General features: G+C 43.2%; 17 protein-coding genes, 1 pseudogene and 1 riboswitch. Of the genes and pseudogenes, 12 read left to right on the top strand and 6 right to left on the bottom strand.

Features of this window, described 5'->3' with window-relative positions:
* Positions 1-6: 6 nt before the first annotated feature.
* The 4 genes from ssuD to ssuE are packed head-to-tail and all read left to right on the top strand — an operon-like array spanning position 7 to position 3,271.
* On the top strand, positions 7-1,143 hold the full coding sequence (gene ssuD / locus GBH70_RS08430) for an FMNH2-dependent alkanesulfonate monooxygenase (protein ID WP_151680623.1): 1,137 nt from the start codon (positions 7-9) through the stop codon (positions 1,141-1,143).
* 12 nt (positions 1,144-1,155) lie between these two features.
* Positions 1,156-1,914: an aliphatic sulfonate ABC transporter permease SsuC gene (ssuC, locus tag GBH70_RS08425; protein ID WP_151680622.1), complete on the top strand. Its 759-nt coding sequence runs from the start codon at positions 1,156-1,158 to the stop codon at positions 1,912-1,914.
* A 14-nt stretch (positions 1,915-1,928) separates the two neighbouring features.
* A complete protein-coding gene (locus GBH70_RS08420) occupies positions 1,929-2,690 on the top strand; it encodes an ATP-binding cassette domain-containing protein (protein ID WP_151680621.1) in 762 nt (253 codons plus the stop codon).
* Positions 2,691-2,716: 26 nt separating this feature from the next.
* The gene (gene ssuE / locus GBH70_RS08415) at positions 2,717-3,271 is read left to right on the top strand and encodes an NADPH-dependent FMN reductase (RefSeq protein WP_253693647.1); all 555 of its coding nucleotides are present in this window, start codon (positions 2,717-2,719) and stop codon (positions 3,269-3,271) included.
* Positions 3,272-3,329: 58 nt separating this feature from the next.
* On the opposite strand, the gene GBH70_RS08410 is transcribed toward ssuE, so the two are convergent.
* Positions 3,330-3,509, bottom strand: a complete 180-nt coding sequence (locus GBH70_RS08410; protein ID WP_151680619.1) for a YezD family protein — start codon at positions 3,507-3,509, stop codon at positions 3,330-3,332.
* A 176-nt stretch (positions 3,510-3,685) separates the two neighbouring features.
* A riboswitch (SAM riboswitch) is annotated at positions 3,686-3,794 on the bottom strand.
* Between the two features lie 229 nt (positions 3,795-4,023).
* On the opposite strand from GBH70_RS08410, the gene GBH70_RS08405 reads away from it, so the two are divergent.
* Complete coding sequence (locus GBH70_RS08405) at positions 4,024-4,122, top strand: putative holin-like toxin (RefSeq protein WP_151680618.1); 99 nt, start codon at positions 4,024-4,026, stop codon at positions 4,120-4,122.
* Positions 4,123-4,272: 150 nt separating this feature from the next.
* On the opposite strand, the gene GBH70_RS08400 is transcribed toward GBH70_RS08405, so the two are convergent.
* Positions 4,273-5,184, bottom strand: coding sequence for a DMT family transporter (locus GBH70_RS08400; protein ID WP_151680655.1), 912 nt, complete (start codon positions 5,182-5,184; stop codon positions 4,273-4,275).
* 288 nt (positions 5,185-5,472) lie between these two features.
* Between GBH70_RS08400 and GBH70_RS17160 the strand changes: the two are divergent.
* Positions 5,473-6,930: pseudogene (locus tag GBH70_RS17160) on the top strand (amino acid permease).
* On the opposite strand, the gene GBH70_RS08390 reads toward GBH70_RS17160, so the two are convergent.
* The 3 genes from GBH70_RS08390 to GBH70_RS08385 all read right to left on the bottom strand — a co-directional run bounded on the left by GBH70_RS08390 (position 6,920) and on the right by GBH70_RS08385 (position 8,035).
* Entirely contained in the window at positions 6,920-7,138 is a 219-nt protein-coding gene (locus tag GBH70_RS08390; protein ID WP_151680617.1) for a hypothetical protein, read from the bottom strand. The pseudogene GBH70_RS17160 and the gene GBH70_RS08390 overlap by 11 nt on opposite strands.
* A 93-nt stretch (positions 7,139-7,231) precedes the next feature.
* On the bottom strand, positions 7,232-7,393 hold the full coding sequence (locus tag GBH70_RS16740) for a cupredoxin domain-containing protein (RefSeq protein ID WP_172967561.1): 162 nt from the start codon (positions 7,391-7,393) through the stop codon (positions 7,232-7,234).
* 21 nt (positions 7,394-7,414) lie between these two features.
* Positions 7,415-8,035 carry a hypothetical protein gene (locus tag GBH70_RS08385; protein ID WP_151680616.1) on the bottom strand — a complete coding sequence of 207 codons (621 nt, stop codon included), beginning with the start codon at positions 8,033-8,035 and terminating at the stop codon, positions 7,415-7,417.
* Positions 8,036-8,147: 112 nt separating this feature from the next.
* Between GBH70_RS08385 and GBH70_RS08380 the strand changes: the two genes are divergently transcribed.
* The 6 genes from GBH70_RS08380 to GBH70_RS08355 all read left to right on the top strand — a co-directional run bounded on the left by GBH70_RS08380 (position 8,148) and on the right by GBH70_RS08355 (position 16,736).
* Positions 8,148-9,809: a sigma-54 interaction domain-containing protein gene (locus tag GBH70_RS08380; protein ID WP_151680615.1), complete on the top strand. Its 1,662-nt coding sequence runs from the start codon at positions 8,148-8,150 to the stop codon at positions 9,807-9,809.
* A gap of 237 nt (positions 9,810-10,046) precedes the next feature.
* Positions 10,047-11,159: a DUF917 domain-containing protein gene (locus tag GBH70_RS08375; protein WP_151680614.1), complete on the top strand. Its 1,113-nt coding sequence runs from the start codon at positions 10,047-10,049 to the stop codon at positions 11,157-11,159.
* The gene (locus GBH70_RS08370; protein ID WP_151680613.1) at positions 11,143-12,696 is read left to right on the top strand and encodes a hydantoinase/oxoprolinase N-terminal domain-containing protein; all 1,554 of its coding nucleotides are present in this window, start codon (positions 11,143-11,145) and stop codon (positions 12,694-12,696) included. The genes GBH70_RS08375 and GBH70_RS08370 overlap by 17 nt, the downstream gene beginning before the upstream one ends.
* Positions 12,697-12,714: 18 nt before the next feature.
* Positions 12,715-14,031: a purine-cytosine permease family protein gene (locus GBH70_RS08365; RefSeq protein WP_151680612.1), complete on the top strand. Its 1,317-nt coding sequence runs from the start codon at positions 12,715-12,717 to the stop codon at positions 14,029-14,031.
* Between the two features lie 30 nt (positions 14,032-14,061).
* Entirely contained in the window at positions 14,062-15,156 is a 1,095-nt protein-coding gene (locus GBH70_RS08360) for an S-methyl thiohydantoin desulfurase family protein (RefSeq protein ID WP_151680611.1), read from the top strand.
* Positions 15,156-16,736: a hydantoinase/oxoprolinase family protein gene (locus GBH70_RS08355; protein WP_151680610.1), complete on the top strand. Its 1,581-nt coding sequence runs from the start codon at positions 15,156-15,158 to the stop codon at positions 16,734-16,736. Before GBH70_RS08360 ends, GBH70_RS08355 begins: the two co-directional genes overlap by 1 nt.
* Positions 16,737-17,148: 412 nt before the next feature.
* Here GBH70_RS08355 and GBH70_RS08350 read toward each other — a convergent pair whose 3' ends face one another.
* Positions 17,149-17,667 (bottom strand): folate family ECF transporter S component, encoded by a 519-nt coding sequence (locus GBH70_RS08350; protein WP_151680609.1) that lies wholly within the window; start codon positions 17,665-17,667, stop codon positions 17,149-17,151.
* Between the last annotated feature and the right edge of the window lie 196 nt (positions 17,668-17,863).

Here is a 17,863-nt window from a genome sequence, read left to right as displayed (position 1 = left end):
AGACTGATGAAGGCATTCTGGTTTATACCAACACATGGCGATTCACGATATTTAGGGGTAACGACCGGCGGAAGGGCCGTAAATTTTCCTTATTTAAAACAAGTGGCACAGGCGGTGGACCACCTCGGGTTTACCGGGGCTTTGCTACCGACCGGCAGATCATGCGAAGATTCATGGGTGGTGGCGTCCAGCCTGATTCAGGTAACCTCAACAATGAAATTTTTGGTGGCGGTCAGGCCAGGGGTTATCTCACCATCACAGGCAGCGAGAATGGCCGCAACCTTTGACCGTTTATCGAAAGGGAGGCTCCTCATTAATGTGGTGACCGGGGGCGACCCGGTGGAACTGGCAGGGGACGGGTTGCATTTAAGCCACCGCGAGCGTTATGAACTGACCGATGAATTTCTCACGATTTGGAAGGATTTATTGGAAAACGGGGAAGCTGATTTTTCGGGCAGGTATTTAAATGTGAAAGGCGGCAAGTTGCTTTATCCGTCAGTGCAGCAACCTTACCCTCCGCTTTATTTCGGTGGGTCTTCGGAAATTGGCCAGGAAATTGCGGCAAAACATGTGGACGTCTACTTGACTTGGGGGGAGCCGCCTGAAAAAGTTGAAGAAAAAATTAATCGCGTTAAAGAATTGGCGGAAGCACAGGGAAGAACGGTGCGGTTTGGCATCAGGCTGCATGTCATTGTCAGGGAAACCGAAAAAGAAGCATGGGCTGCCGCTAATGATTTAATTCGGTATGTGGATGATGAACTTATTGCATCTTCACAAAAAATATTTTCTAGATTTGATTCAGTTGGGCAACAAAGAATGACGGCACTGCATAATGGAAGCCGTGAAAATTTGGAAATCAGCCCGAATCTCTGGGCAGGGGTCGGCCTGGTACGGGGAGGAGCCGGAACAGCGCTGGTTGGCAGTCCGGAAACGGTGGCACATCGTATGAAAGAGTATGCTGAACTTGGCATTGAATCATTTATTCTTTCCGGATATCCCCATCTTGAAGAAGCTTACCGGGTAGCCGAATTATTATTCCCGCTTCTTCCGCTGGAGCGTCCGGTTGCTGATACACATTCTAATATCATCAGCCCGTTTGGGGAAATTGTTGCCAATAATGAATATCCAAAAGTATTAAAGTAAAGGGGTGTTCGCATGGCTAAAAATCGTTTTGTGCCTTGGATCGTGCCGGTTATTTTGCTCGCAGCCTGGCAGCTCTCGAGCCAGTTTGGATTGTTATCTTCAAAGGTGCTGCCAAATCCTGTTGCTGTGGTGGAATCCGCTGTGGAATTGGCACGCTCCGGCCAGCTTTTCGATTATATTGGCGCGAGCAGTAAACGGGCACTCGTTGGTTTTTTAATCGGAGGAGGCATCGGCTTTGCATTGGGCCTGTCCAACGGTTTGTTTAAAACTGCAGAGAGTCTGCTCGATAGTACTTTGCAGATGATCCGGAATATTCCCCATCTGGCTTTAATTCCGATTGTCATTTTATGGTTTGGCATTGAAGAAGAAGCGAAGTTGTTTCTCGTTGCGCTGGGCACTTTTTTCCCTATTTATTTAAATACTTTCCACGGTATCCGTTCAGTAGACAAAGCCTTGATCGAAATGGGGGATGTCTACGGGCTGAAGGGGACCGCGCTTTTTTGGCATATTATTCTGCCGGGGTCGCTTCCATCCATTTTGGTCGGTGTGCGTTATGCATTGGGGGTAACGTGGGTTACACTGATTGTTGCCGAAACGATTGCTTCTAATTCCGGAATTGGATACATGGCGATGAATGCCCGTGAGTTTATGCAACTGGATGTCGTTGTATTAAGCATAATCCTGTATGCGCTTCTCGGAAAGTTATCCGACTTGTTGGCAAAGATCGCCGAAAAAAGGCTGTTAAAATGGCATCCGTCGTACCAAAAGTAGAAGGAGAGGAACCCATGGCGTCAAAAGAGAAGGAAATTGTGTTAGAGGTTGACGATTTGCAAAAATCATTTGGCAGCCATCAAGTGCTGCGCAAAATTGATTTAAAAGTGAAAAAAGGGGAATTTGTCGCAATTGTCGGCCGGAGCGGATGCGGCAAAAGTACACTGCTGCGGCTGCTGGCAGGACTTGAAAAAGCTAGCAGCGGTACAATTTTCATAAATGGAAAACCTTTGTCTGGCAAAAACCCTTCGGTAAAAATCATGTTTCAAGATGGCCGCCTGCTTCCATGGAAAAAAATCCTCCAAAATGTAGGCCTTGGGCTGCAGGGTGATTGGAAAGAATGTGCCAATCAGATGCTTAAACAGGTCGGCCTGGACGGGCGCGCCAATGATTGGCCGTCTGAATTATCGGGCGGCCAGAAACAAAGGGTTGCATTGGCGAGAGCTTTGGTTCACGAGCCCGAAATCCTGCTGCTGGATGAACCGCTCGGCGCATTGGATGCTTTGACAAGAATTGAGATGCATCAGCTGATCCAATCGCTGTGGCTCGAGAAAAACTTTACAGCGATATTGGTGACGCATGATGTAGAAGAGGCTGTCGCACTCGCCGACAGAGTTATTTTAATAGAAAATGGTGAAATTGCAATGAACTATCCCGTAAAACTGCCGCATCCGAGAAAAAGGGACCATGCACTCTTTTCTTCAACTGTAAACCACATTCTAAACCGGATCTTAGGTGATGGCGGACATCACGGATTGCGGGCTGCCAAAAATTAAACATTAAGGGGAGAGGAGCGGCTCTGATGGAAAAAGTTGTTTTACTTACAGGAAGCCCTTCAGAATTCACAAGATTGAACGGAATACGGGATTATGTGGAAGGCTATTTGCAAAGAGGCGGGCTTCAGCCGGATGTCATTAATATCAGGGAACTGCCGGCAGCTGATTTAATTCAAGCAAGGTTTGGCGGAAGGGAAATTTCAGAAGCTTTAAGAAAGGTAGAGGCAGCGGAGACTGTTATCATTTTAACCCCGGTATATAAAGCATCATTTTCGGGGCTTCTTAAAATTTTTCTTGATTTCCTGCCGCAAAACGGTTTAGCCGGAAAAAAGATTTTACCGCTCGCAATGGGTGGTACATTCGGACATCTATTGGCATTAGATTACGCATTAAAACCGGTGCTGGCCGCACTGGGTGCAACCAGCATCGAAAAAGGGGCATTTATTTTGGACAGCCAGGTTGAAAAAACAGCAAAACACCAATACCGATTGGATGAACAGGCAAAGAGCCGTCTGGATTCTTCTTTAAAATTTCTGCTTCCTGTTTACACAAATGGCGGCATTTCAGTTACTTCATCTTAGAAAAAATTCCGGCATTTGGAAGTATGCTCCAAATGCCGGAATGCTCTAATAATCTCAATTAGCTCATCCTTTGTTTGGCGATATGCGCTTTTTTCTTTTCCAATGCGAACCGGACTTTCTCTGTTGTTTCAATCTGTGTGATACTCCCCTCGTGGATCGAGATGATAACCGTTCCAAATTCGAGTTTTTTCAGCGATTCAATAATGTGAGTCAACCTTGATTCATCAATATAAGCCAATCTTTTTCTACCCCCAAAATAATATTTTACACATGCTTTTGGTGGTCCAATCAGCAAATGCAGATGTTGAAAATCCTTTTATGAAACGGGTCCCCGTTCAGTTTGATCAATTTCTCTTCCGGCAAATGGAAAGCCCCCTTCCGAAAAGTTAAGAAGAGGGCTTTCACATTCTCCTTAACTTATCTTCCAAGCTTTGGTCGCTTGCTGGAATTAGCACAGTTTTCTTTAAAAGAATCTGTTGCTGAGGTTTCCTCGGGCCAGTCCCTCCGCCTCTCTTGATAAGCAGCCGGTATGCAATTGATCAAAAAACGTTGTTTCTAAAAATAATGATAAATAATAGTATTCCGACTTGTCAACTTATATTTTGAAAAAATAATCACGATAGTTACAAAGTCACATTTTTCTGCTGCATAGGAACTTATTGATTTGAAGGGGAACGTATGTGCTATAATAGAGTAGACACAGCTGCAGGGTGGGCAGCGGTCGCTCCCTGGGAAAGGGGGTGATTTGCAAAATGGTCTCTGTTTTCGACGCGGTTTCGCTGATGATCATGTTCGGAAGCTTGCTCATTGCCGTGATCGAATTGGTCATTTCCCTGATCAAACGGAAATAACCCACCCTGCTCCCTGCCATGGTTCGGGTGGGTTACGCCTATACCGGGCCGCTGCTGATCGCAGCATGCTGTGCCGGGGACATTGGCTGGGGGGCCAATGTTCCCTTAAATGTTCGCTACCGTTAGTATATGATAAAAACCCTGTTCCATTCAATTTATTTCTGCGTGCACTTTCTTTTTTCGAATGAAGTTTTTGGAAGGATGATTGGTTAAATAAATGCTTATCAGGATGAGAACCAAACCTTCCAGAAGCGAAAAAGTGAACGGTTCGCCAAGGAAAAGGGTGCCGATGCCAACAGCAATCAGCGGGACAAGAAAGGTAAATGAAGCGACCTTGCTGGCATCCCCGGTGTTCATCAGCTTAAAATATAGGGTTGTAGCAACCGCCATGCCCAGTACACCCCCGAACAAAAGGCAGGCGATATAAGGCAAATTCCAAGTAATGTCTGAAATGTTTTCTTTTAAAAATCCTGCTCCCGTTAAGAATAGCCCTCCTAAAATGCTTTGTAATGCCACCAGCCATAATCCGTGTACCTGCGTGCTCGTTTTTTTCATGTAGACAATTCCAAAAGCCCAGCCGACACTGGTGATCAACGCTAAAATGATACCAATAGCTGAAACTTTTCCGGTAAATCCGTCCCTGCAAACAGCAGCCACACCGAGAAATCCGATCAAAAGCCCGGCAATTTTCAAGAACGACATGGATTCTTTTAGCCATAACCATGCAAAAACACTTACCAGTACCGGCTGCAGGTAAACAATCACGGAAAATAATCCGGATGCCATATACTCTAGGCCGATAGTCTGCACCCCATTAAAAATAACCGTGTTGAAGAAGCCGACAATACAGTAGATTTTCCAATTTTTTCGCCATTCAATTTTTTGCCATTGCGGGACAAGGAAAAGCGCGAGCAGTACCCCGCCCAGAAGCGTGCGTATGCCGGCGAAAAGCAACGGCGGCGTATAGGCAAGTGCGTACTTATATACGGGCCAGCACATTCCCCAGATGATGACAACATATGCGATGTAAAAAGCAGTTTTGATTTTTGCCCCATTTCTCATTCTGATCATTCCCTTCTCATGCTCCCTCTGATGATTGGGCAAAGATTTAAGACAATTTTTCTAAGTACTGGTCTGCTTCGATGTATATTCAATTTTAATCCATTTGTCTTTATTTTTAAAATTATACAATTGCACTTGGAACATATAAAGTTTACATTTTTAACAACTTATTTCGAATATCAAAATATGTTCTATGTTATAACTGCTTTATGAAATCATGTTGAAGATGGTTTTTCCGCTTTCGATGATCTCCGCACTTTCGGGTATAAGCAGGAACTTCTGCGGGATATGGGCGGTTTTTCAAACTTTGCGATCTCATTTTCTATTATTTCTGTTTTAACAGGTGCTGTGACATTATACGGCTTTGGTTTCAGCCAGGGAGGTTCGGCGGTAATGGGCATCGGCTGGCCGCTCGTTACGATTTTTGTTTTATTGATTGCTGCTTCTCTTGCTGAGCTGACTTTGGTCATTCCGACATCAGGCGCCTTCTATCATTGGGCATCAATTTTTGGGGGCAAAGGATGGGGCTGGTTTACGGCATGGTTTAATATGGTCGGCCAGGTGACGATTGTGGCCGGCATTGATTTCGGTTGCGTCGGTTTTGCTTCTTCTTTAATTTTTGGCAATTCGACAAAATCTGAAATCTTAAGTGTTTATGCAGTCATTCTTTTAAGCCATGCGATTTTAAACCATATCGGCATCAAGATCGTTGCGAAACTGAATGATGTTTCGGCCATCTACCATATTATCGGTGTTGGAACCATTATTGCTGCATTGGCTTACTTTGGGCCTGAACACAATGTCGGCTATTTGTTCCACACAGGTTTTTCAACTGCAACCAACAGCACTACTCCTTATTGGTTTGCATTTTTAATCGGATTGCTACAAGCCCAGTGGACATATACAGGTTATGACGCATCTGCCCATACGAGTGAAGAAACCATTGATGTAAAGGTTCGCTCTCCGTGGGGTGTTTATTTATCTGTCGCAGTATCCGGGCTCTTTGGATTTATTATGATTGCTTTGGTTACAATATCCATTACCAATCCGCAAGCTGTTGCAGAAGCGGGAAGCAACGGGTTTATTGTTGCAGTTGAACAGGCTATGGGCTGAACATTCGGCAGAGCGGTCATTTGGATGGTTACAATCGCGATGTGGTTCTGCGGACTTTCATCTGTTACTTCTATTTCAAGTATGTTATATGCCTTTTCACGCGACAACGGTCTGCCGTTTAAAAACTCTAAAGTATCGGCAAAATTCCGCACACCCGCTTACGCCATTTTGCTCAGCGTTTTCTTAGCTTTCCTTTGCGCCCTGGCGGATAATGTATATGCTGTCGTGACTTCCTTGAGCGTCATTGGGCTGTACACTTCATACGGAATTCCGATTTTCTTAAAATTAAGAGCACAGCTGAGAGGATATTGGACAGAAGCTGATAATGGCCCGTGGACTTTGGGGAATTGGAGCAAACCTGTCAGCTTTATCTCGGTACTATGGATTGTATTTGTAACCGTATTGTTTAACATTTCTTCAAGTGATGTGGCGATCACAAAGCATTTCACACTGACCTATGCGACCGGAAAAGTATTTGCTTGTGTCGCCATTCTATTGATCATTTATTATACGCATCAAGCGCGCCATACATTCAAAGGACCGAACTTAGGCGCATACCGTGCAGTCCATGAACGGATCACCGCCAAAAAACTTCCAGCAGAACCGGAGGGGGAAGAAAACGTTATTTTGTAAGCCTGCTTTTAAAAACTGCGGGAAAGCAGACCGCTGCCACTACCTTACGATTTTTCATCTGATAAATATGCAAATGATCATCATTTACAAAAAATCTAGCCTGAAAACCATGACGGCTAGGTTTTTTTATAGTTATAAACAAATCCCGGGCAGTTATTGTAAAAGGCTTCTGTTTTTTAATCAAATTTCCTTCCTGTTTATATTCCATAAAACAGTATCCTCTGTGATGTAGACAGCAATGAGGGAGGAAATGAATCAGATCATTTTCCACCAGCCGTCTGTTTTCGCGGAGTTCTGTCATCTATCCGTGGCCTTCCCCGCAAAAAGTATTGCAGTGTATTTGATAATCGCCGGATTTTGCAGGCGTAAACTTTTCCGTGCCGCCGGGTGCTTTTACATTTACATTCAGTTCATCGATGGCAATGCCATGCACGCTCGCTTTTGAAGTAAACGTAAGCGTCACTTCCTGGCCGGCTTTGACATATTAAACTTTTTTTGCCGGATTGGAAATTGCTTGCAGTGAATTTAAGAATTCGGCTGGTTTTATGGCTGGAGGCAGTGCGGAAAGATGTGTTTTTTTGAAATCGGCGGAATCTTTGCCGGCAATCGTAAGCAAAGACGGCTGAACTTTAAAAGGATGATTCTCTCCTTTTTTATCTCCGTCCGTTGCGGTTACATAATAGTTCAATATTCCTGTCGGCGTGTCTTGTGTTACCGGATAGGCCGCTGTCCAGAACATCAGGCCGGATTTATCCGTAGGCGGATTGCGGTCGAGCTTCATTTCCAGCACTTTCCCCGTTGACAAGTGGACTTGCAGCTTTGCGCTTTTGGCCTGTTTATTTGTATTCGGGTCAATGGCGTTTATCCGGAAAATAATTTTGTTGTCTGCTTCAAACCTGATCTGCAGAATACAGCCCGTTTTTTCAGAAATCGTATCCCCGGAAACGGCCGAAGCTTTCACTTCACCGGCAGTTTTTTGCCCGTATCTTTTTTGGGGTTGATCGTTGCTGCAGGCACCCAGTATCATGGCAATGGCAAAAAATGTGCCAATGTAAAATGCATTCTTCTTGAAATTTTGAATTTTTCTCTCAAGTCTTGGTGGCATAAGCAAATCCTAAAACCTCGGCCATCATCCCCTTTGCAAAATAATGTTATGATGGAAGGTATAAATAGGGAGGGAAATGATCATCAATAAATTTTTAAGGAGGGAGTTGCGTATGGCTTCTTTTAATGAATATGAGCAGATGTTAAATCAGGAAATCTTTTCCTCCACTCCGGGATATATCGAAATAAAAGAGAGAGATGATCTTTTGCAATGCCGGGATTTAGATCAGGAATACATAAAAGAAATATTTCAATCGGGTGTGAGAATAGAAAAGGCGGAAAAAGAAAATTCGTCCCTCATTAATTATTTCCCGATTATCCGGAACATGAAAGTCATCGCGATACTATTGCTGCGGCCCAGAACCCGGCAGGAGCAAGACTTTATTCGAGATATTAAATATTTAAATATGGTGTCAGAACTCGCTTGTAAATGGGTGAGCGAAAAACTGGAAAAAGAAAAATGGCAAAAAAAATATACGATCACAAGTCTGGAACTGCAGAAGTTCTTTCAAACGATTACCCAGCCTTTTTGCCTGGTTGATCATGGAGGCATCATCCAGGAGATTAGTGAACATATGGCTTCTATTTTTCATAAAAGAAAAACGGCTTTCATCGGGGGGAAAGTGACTGAACTAATAGCGTATGATGACTGGAAGAAAATAAGAAGGCAAAAACAAAAATTTGAAATGTCCTTGCAGTTACAGGGAAAACAGAATGAACAATTTACAGCTGTTATCCAACCGGTATATTACAACGGCTATTGCTCTTATATCATCCTTTTAAAATCAAAGTTGATAACAAAAACGGAGCAAAACCGCCGCCGTCTTTATCGCTTTGAGGACATTATCGGTGTGAGTGATGTATTAAAGAATACGATACAGTCGGCAAAAAGGGTTTCAAAAAGTGATGTAACCATTATGTTGCGTGGCGAGAGTGGCACTGGAAAAGAAATGTTTGCGCAGTCTATCCATAATGAAAGCGACCGGAAAGACAAGCCTTTTATTGCAATTAATTGTGCGGCAATCCCTGAAAATTTGTTAGAAAGTGAATTGTTTGGGTACGAAAAAGGTGCTTTTACCGGTGCCGAGAAAGACAAACCGGGGCGTCTTGAATTGGCAAATAAAGGGACGCTTTTTTTGGATGAGATTGGTGACATGTCCTTGTACCTGCAAGCAAAAATCCTTCGGGTTATTCAAGAGAAAACGTTTGAAAGGATTGGATCAAATAAAAGCAAAGAAATTGATGTTCGCATTATCTCAGCGACTCATCGGGATTTAGAGGAGCTGGTTAGAAAGGGGGAATTCAGGGAGGACCTTTATTACCGGATTAGTGTCATCCCGATCTATATCCCCCCTCTTCGCGAACGAAAAGAAGATTTGCCAATATTAATCGAGCATTTTATGAGCGGATTTTCAAGAGATATGCAACGTTCTCCGAAAAAATTATCAGCGGAAGTCCTTCAGAAACTCATTCAATATGACTGGCCGGGGAATATCCGGGAACTGCAAAATGTTGTAAGGCATTTTGTAGAATTGGAAATTGGCGATACGGTGACAGTGAAAAGCTTGCCTTCGGCCTTGCGAAAGAAGGAAGAAACAGCTCCTTTGACTGTTGAGGCACAACCATTCAAAAATCATTCAAAACCGAATAAAAAACAAATCCAAAATCTTTTAGACCGCTATGGTTGGAGTACAGAAGGAAAGAAAAAAGCGGCGGCACATTTGGGCATCAGCCTGGCCACTTTGTACCGCTATATGAAAAAAATGAAAATATAATTAAATTAGAAACTTGAGAAATCATGATAAAAAAAGAGAAAACATGAGAAATAACTATATTTCCTTCAAAAAATAAAGAAATACGTGGAAGGTTTTCTCACCTTCTAAATACAAAAGATCAAAAATTCCAGCTGTTTATATAATTGAAAACTTCAGAATCCATTGCGAAATGAGTTTTTTTATGTTTTTTTAAATTGGCATGATTATTGCATAAGTTTTAAATGAGGGGTGTAAAACGTGGGTTGGCTGATAACAAAAGAGGACATTCCTTACATTAGCACCGGTGCTAAATTTTTATCTTGTGGAGGAGGTGGTGAGACCAGGTCTGTTGAGTGTTTATTATTGTCGATCATGAACGAAGATGATGGGATCGTGGTAAAATCCTCTGTTGAAATGTCAAATGAGTGGATAGTGCCTGTGGCGGTAGCAGGTTCCACGGTTTTAATGAATGAAGACATTCCCTCCGGACAGGAAATTTCCAAAGCCTTGAAACTTTACGAATCAGCCTCTGGGAGAAAAACGGGTGCACTGATTTCAATGGAAATCGGAGGAGTCAATGCGCTCATTCCACTGCTTGCCGCTTTGGAATGCAATCTGCCGGTGATTGATGGGGATGGCATGGGAAGGGCTTTTCCGGAAGTGGAAATGACGAGTTTTTATCATTCAGAAATCTCGGCGGTTCCATTAGTGGCCGTCTCAAAAGAACATTCTCTGGTGGTCACGAGCACGAAGAAGCTTATCGATACATTTAAAGATTTTACATTTCAAGATTACGGGTATTGCCATTTTGCCTGTTTCGGAGCAAACGGCCATCATATGAAGGCAGCAATGATTCCAGGAACATTAAAGCTGACCCGTGATATTGGAAAGGTACTTGCACAGAAAGCATCCATTTGGGATAAAGCCAAAAATATTCGCCACGCATTTTTGAACTCTGTATATGGGGAAATGGAAATAGTGTTTACAGGGAAAATTCGATCAATCCGCAGATGGTTTGTGAATAAAATGCTGGTTGGATCAGCCACATTGACAGGGCAACTGCAATACCATAAGAAGCAGGCCGATTTATATTTTCAAAATGAATTCCTTGCTTTTGCAATACCCGAAGAAACAGCTTGCACGACCCCTGATTTAATTATTTTGCTTAATTATGAAACAGGGCTGCCCTTATCTGTCTCGGAGATTCGGGAAGGCATGCTTGTTATGATTCTTGCCATAAAAGCCCCAAGCCTTTTTCATACAAAAGAAATGATTGACCAAACAGGCCCCGAGCCATTTAGGATACCGGAGAGCTTTTGTCACAGTACGGATGCAAACGGAAGGGGGTTACCTCATGAGAATTGGTATTGACATCGGCGGTACCAATACACATGCAGTGTTGGTCACCGATCAGGGAAAACTCAGGATGGCCTCCAGTTCCGTCACAACTCCTGATATTTTTACAGGTGTCCGCAGTTCTGTAGGGAATTTGTTAAAAAAAACAAGCATCCAGCCAAATGAAATCAAAGGAATTTTTGTTGGGACAACGGAATTACTGAATGCCGTCTATGAAGAGAGGACATTGGCGAAAACGGCACTGATCCGGATTGAGCTTCAGCCTTCGAAAATCATTCCGGCTTTGAACTGGCCGGAATCATTAAGATCTTTCCTTAAAGAGATATATGAACTAAAGAGCAATAATCGCTATAATCAAGCGGGCAATGAAATTAGTTGTCTAAAACAGCTGAAGCCGCTTTACAAATCGATAGCTGAGAAAAAAATTGATGCGGTTTGCATTGTGGGTGCTTATTCTCCAATGTATGAAAATGAAGAAATGCAAGTAAAAAATGAAATCAATAACAGATTTCCGGACATATCTGTAACGGTTTCCCATCAATTCGGCAGCATGGGGTTTATTGAAAGAGAAAATGTAGCTTTATTGAATACCTTATTATCTAAAGTCATTAGAAAAATTTTATTCAATCTGGCATCCTGTTTTTCTTCTCTTTCCCTCCAATGTCCTTTTTGGCTCACGCAAAGCAATGGTTCATTAATGACGATTGAGCAGGCTATGAAATTTCCGATATTAACCATTGCCTCGGGTGCAGCGAATAGCTTAAAAGGCGCTTCAAGGCTCTCGGGGTTAAAAGAAATGATTGCCATCGACATTGGGGGAAGCAAAATTTATGTCGGACATGTAGCCAACGGAGAATTAAAGGAAATGACAGCATCTACCAACCTATTCGGAATAGATGCAAGTTTAGAAATGCCGGAGATAATTTCCCTGCCTTTTGGTACCGGAAATATACCATTGATTCATGATGGAAAAGTGGAGTTTTTACCGCTTATTTCCAATGATATTAAAAAAGTCGGCACAGCTTGGGGAGGGGATACATGGACAGTCAGCGATTGCTTCCTTAAACTGTTTCCAAAATCATTTTATGATCCTGATATTGATACGGAAAAGTTGGAAACATTATCGGAAAGTGAATGTGAAAAAGTTGTATACGATGTCACCCAAAAAATCAAAGAAGCGATAGACCAGCTGCAAAATGATGAAAAGGAACTGCCTATTGTTCTTGTGGGGGGAGGAAGCCCGCTTTTTAATCAGAAGCTGTTTGGTAAATACCAGCAAGTGATAAACCCGGCCGGTTATCCGTTTAGCAGCGCAATAGGGGCGTGTTTCTCTTCTGTTAGTGAAGTAATCGACAAGGTCTATTGGTTAAATCACCGTTCAAAAGAAGAAGTAGTGAAAGAAGCGGCCGAAGCATGCAAACAAGCTGTGGTTAAAAAGGGAGCAGATCCCCATTCAGTAAAGTTGTCGTATATCCAAGAATATCCTTTCGAGTATTTAAGGGGAGAAATTCTCAGAGTGAAAGTAAAAGCTGTAGGTGAACAAATCTTATAATTTGGAGGCTGGCAATAAATGCAAAAGAAAACAAATATCGGCGATGACTATTCTTTGTCCAGGGTCCCGCAATCAGACCGGCAGTCTTTATGGAATATCACCATTATACGTGTCGGATCTTTGGCTACCATTTCGCAGTTTATCCTGGGGGCTTCATTGGGATACGGAATGACTTTTTGGGAGGCCTTTTGGGCTACCATGTTTGGCAGTGTGATTTTGGAAATCATTAGCTTCCTGCTGGGCTATGCCGGTGCAAAAGAAGGCTTGTCAACAAGTTTATTATCCCGTTGGACGGGCTTTGGCAGATATGGATCAAGTATTATAGGCGCGGTCATTGCCATATCCACAATCGGATGGTTCGGCGTGCAAAACTCTGTTTTTGCTCAAGGAATTGTCCAATCTTCAAACGGGGCTATCAGTCTTCCTGTTGCAGCTGCCATTACAGGATTTGGCGTAACCATTTTAGTGATATTTGGGTTTAAGATTTTAAGTGCGACAGCTTCAATTGCTGTGCCTGCTTTTTTATTGGCGGTTGCTGTTGGGATTTATCAAGTTCTCAGCAATCATTCCATCATGGATTTAATGGGCAGCTCTCCGGCTGGAAAACCTTTGACGATGGGAGTCGCAACAACGATGGTTGCGGGCGGATTTATCATTGGGGCCGTTATCACTCCGGATTTCAGCAGATTTGCAAGAAACGGGAAAGATGTATTTTGGATGACAATGATTGGAACCATCATCGGAGAACTTGGCATCAATATGATTGCGGTATTAATGGCACTTGCTGCAAGGACAAGTAATGTTGCGAGTATCATGATGCAAACTTCGGGATGGCTTGGCGCGTTGGTGGTTGTCTTTTCAACGGTTAAAATTAATAACTTGAATTTATATTCATCTTCTCTCGGTTTTACGAATATTTTCGATACGATTTTCAATATTAAGCTCAACCGTGGGATGGTTACACTCGTGATCGGTGCCATTGGAACGATATTGTCTGTGATGGGAATCCTTAACCGATTTACTGAATTTCTTGTCTTTCTTGGCGTATTAGTGCCTCCTGTTGCAGGGATCATGGTCATGGATTATTTCGTGTTGAAGACACACAAAAAAGAATTGGATGAAAGCCGCAAAAAGGGAGCTTTGCCGGAAAGTGAAGAGAAAATAAATCCGGTGACCATGATTGCTTGGGTAGCGGGGTTTGCAGTTGGATATTTTGTGAAAGCCGGGATTCCATCTATCAATTCCCTGCTTGCAAGTGCAGTGGTTTATTTAGCAGGAGTACTTATTATGCAGGCAGCCAGGAAAAACACCGTTGATGAAAAAGCTGCATCTTAAATAATTGAAATATTGGAGGTTTAGACAAAAATGAGAAAAATAGGAGTACAAGAAATAGAAGATATTGCCGTCGGAGCAGCTCTACTGGGCACGGGTGGCGGCGGTGATCCTTATATCGGGAAATTGATGGCAATCCAGGCAATTGAGGAATATGGGGAAATAACTTTGTTGGATGCAGATGAAGTACCGGATGATGCTTTGGTTGTTCCTTCTTCCATGATGGGGGCTCCGACGGTCATGCTTGAAAAAGCGCCGAGCGGGGAAGAAGCACTAGTCGCTTTTCGCAATTTAGAAGCTTATCTTGGTGAAAAAATTTATGCCACCTTTCCAATCGAAGCAGGAGGTGTCAATTCCATGTTGCCATTTGCTCTTGCGGCGAGGCTTGGATTGCCGGTTGTAGATGCAGATGGTATGGGCAGAGCTTTTCCGGAGCTGCAAATGGTTACGTTTTATTTGGATGGTATCCCGGCAACACCGGCGATTTTAGCCGATGAAAAAGGAAATACAGTCTTGTTATCCACCATTGATAACGTGTGGACAGAAAGGATTGCTCGTGCAGCAACTGTGCAAATGGGCGGATCTGCTATGACAGCTATGTATTCTATGAGGGGACGAAATCTAAAAGAAAGTGGAATACAGAACATTTTAAAATTAGAGGAGGAAATTGGGAGAACCATCCGGCTGGCAAAGGAAAATAACGTTAATCCTGTCCGGGAAGTCATCAAAAAAGTGAAAGGTTACCAATTATTCCATGGCAAAGTGAATGATATTAACCGCAAAACAGAATCCGGTTTCGCCAAGGGGACAGCAACGTTTGAAGGTATGCAGGAAAATAAAGGTGAGACACTTACACTTCGGTTCCAAAACGAGCATCTGTTGGCACGAACAGAACAGCGTTTATTATGTGTAACGCCTGATTTAATTGCCGTTCTGGATGCGGAAACGGGGCTTCCAATTACAACCGAGGGCATTCGATATGGGGCCAGATGTATTGTAATCGGGATACCTTGTCATCCAAAATGGAGAACAGAAAAAGGGATTGCAACAGTCGGGCCAAAATATTTTGGTTATCATGTCGATTATGTTCCGGTAGAAAAACTTGTAAAAGAGGGAGTGCGTTCATAATGGGAATTTATCGGGTAGGTATTGATGTTGGCGGTACACATACTGATGCGGTTTTATTGGATGAAAACAATACAGTAATAGCTGAAACAAAATCACCGACGACGGAAGATGTTGCAACTGGCATTTATAATGCTATGCATAAAATAATTAAAGATGCCAACGTGCCCCGGGATCAAATAAAATACGCAATGCTTGGTACTACGCACTGCACAAATGCAATTGTAGAAAGAAAAAGATTAAACAAAATAGCGGTCGTCCGAATCGGGGCACCTGCGACACTGGCAGTAAAGCCGCTTATCGGTGTTCCGAAAGATCTGAGGGAAGCATTAGGTAAGCACGTTTATTTAGTGCGTGGCGGTCATGAATTTGATGGGCGGGAAATTACTGCATTAGATACAGATTACCTTTATAAAATCGCAAATGAGATTAAGGGGAAGGTCGATTCTATTGCAATAACATCTGTATTTTCACCCGTTTCCCAAACTCATGAGCATAAGGCGAGCGAGATTTTTACGGAAGTATTGGGAGATCAAGTCTCCATTTCGTTGTCATCTGAAATCGGCTCAGTTGGTCTTCTGGAGCGGGAAAATGCCACCATTTTGAATGCATCGGTTGTAAATGTAGCCAAAACAGCGGCGGATGGTTTTATAAAAGCTCTGAAAAGCGAAGGAATCGAAGCCAATGTATTTTTCGGGCAAAATGACGGTACTTTGATGTCTGTTGATTATGCGGTAAAATACCCAATCTTTACAGTAGCTTGCGGCCCGACAAATTCATTGCGCGGTGCTTCCTATTTAAGTAACCTGTCGGATGCGATTGTCGTGGATGTCGGGGGCACCACATCAGACGTTGGTGTGCTTGTCCAGTCTTTCCCGCGGGAATCTTCACTGGCTGTTGAAATTGGCGGAGCGCGTACGAATTTCCGTATGCCGGATCTTATTTCCATTGGCCTTGGCGGAGGAACAATTGTCCGAATACAAGAAGATGGGCAATTTACGATCGGTCCGGATAGCGTCGGCTACCGACTTCCGGAAAAGGGATTAGTTTTCGGAGGGGATACACTGACAACAACAGATGTGGCAGTAGCGCTGGGGAAAGTGAAACTTGGGGATGCATCCAAAGTTGCCCACCTCAATAAGGAAATTTTAAATAAGGTTTATGATAGAATGGTAGAAATGGTGGAAGAAGCCATTGATAAAATGAAAACAAGTCCAGCTCCCGTACCTGTCATTCTAGTTGGCGGCGGCAGCATTTTATTGCCGGATGTCTTGAAAGGGGCATCAGCAGTGATTCGCCCCGAACATTCAGGTGTTGCCAACGCAATTGGGTCGGCGATTTCGCAAGTAAGCGGGCAAATTGAAAAAATTTATGTGCTGGATGAAATAGGTAGAGAACAAGCCTTGGAATCTGCTAAATCCCAGGCTATGTCCGAAGCGATTAAAGCCGGAGCAGATCCTGATAGTCTTGTTGTTGTTGATATAGAGGATATCCCACTCGCATACCTTCCAGGCAACGCAACTAGAATCCGCGTAAAGGCAGCTGGAGAATTGGCACGGAGCAATAAAGAGCAGTTAGCATGATAAAAGGATGAAACCATCCACAAGGTGAAAAATCACCTTGTGGATGGTTTTTTTTAATTGTTCTTTTAGTATGTACCAAGCGTAACGGTAGAATTTACATTAGCTTGTCCTAAAGGGGGAGGGCAATTTCGACGCTTTTTTTCCCGACACGGTTTCCCCTGTGCATTGCATCATCACCGGTATTTCCTTTTTGCTTTTTCGCGCTCTATCCGTCATAACACATGACCATGTAAAGCCCCTTTAAAACAAATACGCGCTTTCTTCAAAAGAATGAAAGGGGCATCATCAATGGTTCCACAACAAAAAAATTTCCGGGGAAAAACATTCTAACTGTTTTGACCCGTTTAATCCCATCCGCCGCGCCCAGTTAATAGCCGGACAGTTTGTGAGAAAAATGCCGGGCACCAAACCTTTAATTGGTCCCGCCAAAAGACAATCGATGCTTCAAACTTGCGGCAAGGGACTTCCAGACTACTTGAATGGTGATGACTTGTATGGGGAACATAATGGCGGATTTCATCATCCGTGCCGGTAATAAACCGAGTATCCCCTTTCCGGTAAGCATCCATAGCCATAGCGTATCTAGACCAAGATTAACAAAAATTGTTATGATCAACACCGCCAAACATACTCTCCAAAATCTCACAGGTTTTTTATAGAAAAACAATCCGTAAATGGCGCCTGCCAGAAATGCCGAGAGTGTAAAACCCGGGAAATAAGCCCCTTCTGCCGGAAATAACATCATCCCTATGACATCTGCCAATCCTGCAGTAATGCCTGCAAATAACGGCCCCAGTATACAAGCAGACAATGCTGTGGGAATAAAAGTAAATCCAATTCTTAGGACCGGCGTTTGTATGGACAGAAATCGTGTTGAAATCACTTCTAATGCAATAAAAAGGCCGGCAAGTACTATTTTTTTGACATTCATCGCTTAACCTCCATTATGGATGTCCATCATGTACAGGCATCGAAAAATATATTCATTTTGCACCCAAGATTCACAATAGTTTTATAGCTTTATTATCCGGCCCGGATGAGATGATGTCAATGTGGTGAACGGGTTTAGTATGTGTCAAGTTTTTCTCGACACTGTTTAAATATCGGGCATTCCAAGACACCCTCGT

Source organism: Weizmannia acidilactici (assembly GCF_008974225.1).
Taxonomy (GTDB): Bacteria; Bacillota; Bacilli; order Bacillales; family Bacillaceae_C; genus Weizmannia; species Weizmannia acidilactici.
Note: the sequence above shows the minus strand (reverse complement) of the source record. Positions and strands in the feature narration are given on the sequence as shown.

Bases quoted from the DNA above. Each gene is read 5' to 3' on its own strand.
- ssuD (WP_151680623.1), top strand. From the start codon at position 7: ATGAAGGCATTCTGGTTTATACCAACACATGGCGATTCACGATATTTA.
- ssuC (WP_151680622.1), top strand. From the start codon at position 1,156: ATGGCTAAAAATCGTTTTGTGCCTTGGATCGTGCCGGTTATTTTGCTC.
- GBH70_RS08420 (WP_151680621.1), top strand. From the start codon at position 1,929: ATGGCGTCAAAAGAGAAGGAAATTGTGTTAGAGGTTGACGATTTGCAA.
- ssuE (WP_253693647.1), top strand. From the start codon at position 2,717: ATGGAAAAAGTTGTTTTACTTACAGGAAGCCCTTCAGAATTCACAAGA.
- GBH70_RS08405 (WP_151680618.1), top strand. From the start codon at position 4,024: ATGGTCTCTGTTTTCGACGCGGTTTCGCTGATGATCATGTTCGGAAGC.
- GBH70_RS08400 (WP_151680655.1), bottom strand. From the start codon at position 5,184: ATGAGAAATGGGGCAAAAATCAAAACTGCTTTTTACATCGCATATGTT.
- GBH70_RS08390 (WP_151680617.1), bottom strand. From the start codon at position 7,138: ATGGAATATAAACAGGAAGGAAATTTGATTAAAAAACAGAAGCCTTTT.
- GBH70_RS08385 (WP_151680616.1), bottom strand. From the start codon at position 8,035: ATGCCACCAAGACTTGAGAGAAAAATTCAAAATTTCAAGAAGAATGCA.
- GBH70_RS08380 (WP_151680615.1), top strand. From the start codon at position 8,148: ATGGCTTCTTTTAATGAATATGAGCAGATGTTAAATCAGGAAATCTTT.
- GBH70_RS08370 (WP_151680613.1), top strand. From the start codon at position 11,143: ATGAGAATTGGTATTGACATCGGCGGTACCAATACACATGCAGTGTTG.
- GBH70_RS08365 (WP_151680612.1), top strand. From the start codon at position 12,715: ATGCAAAAGAAAACAAATATCGGCGATGACTATTCTTTGTCCAGGGTC.
- GBH70_RS08360 (WP_151680611.1), top strand. From the start codon at position 14,062: ATGAGAAAAATAGGAGTACAAGAAATAGAAGATATTGCCGTCGGAGCA.
- GBH70_RS08355 (WP_151680610.1), top strand. From the start codon at position 15,156: ATGGGAATTTATCGGGTAGGTATTGATGTTGGCGGTACACATACTGAT.
- GBH70_RS08350 (WP_151680609.1), bottom strand. From the start codon at position 17,667: ATGAATGTCAAAAAAATAGTACTTGCCGGCCTTTTTATTGCATTAGAA.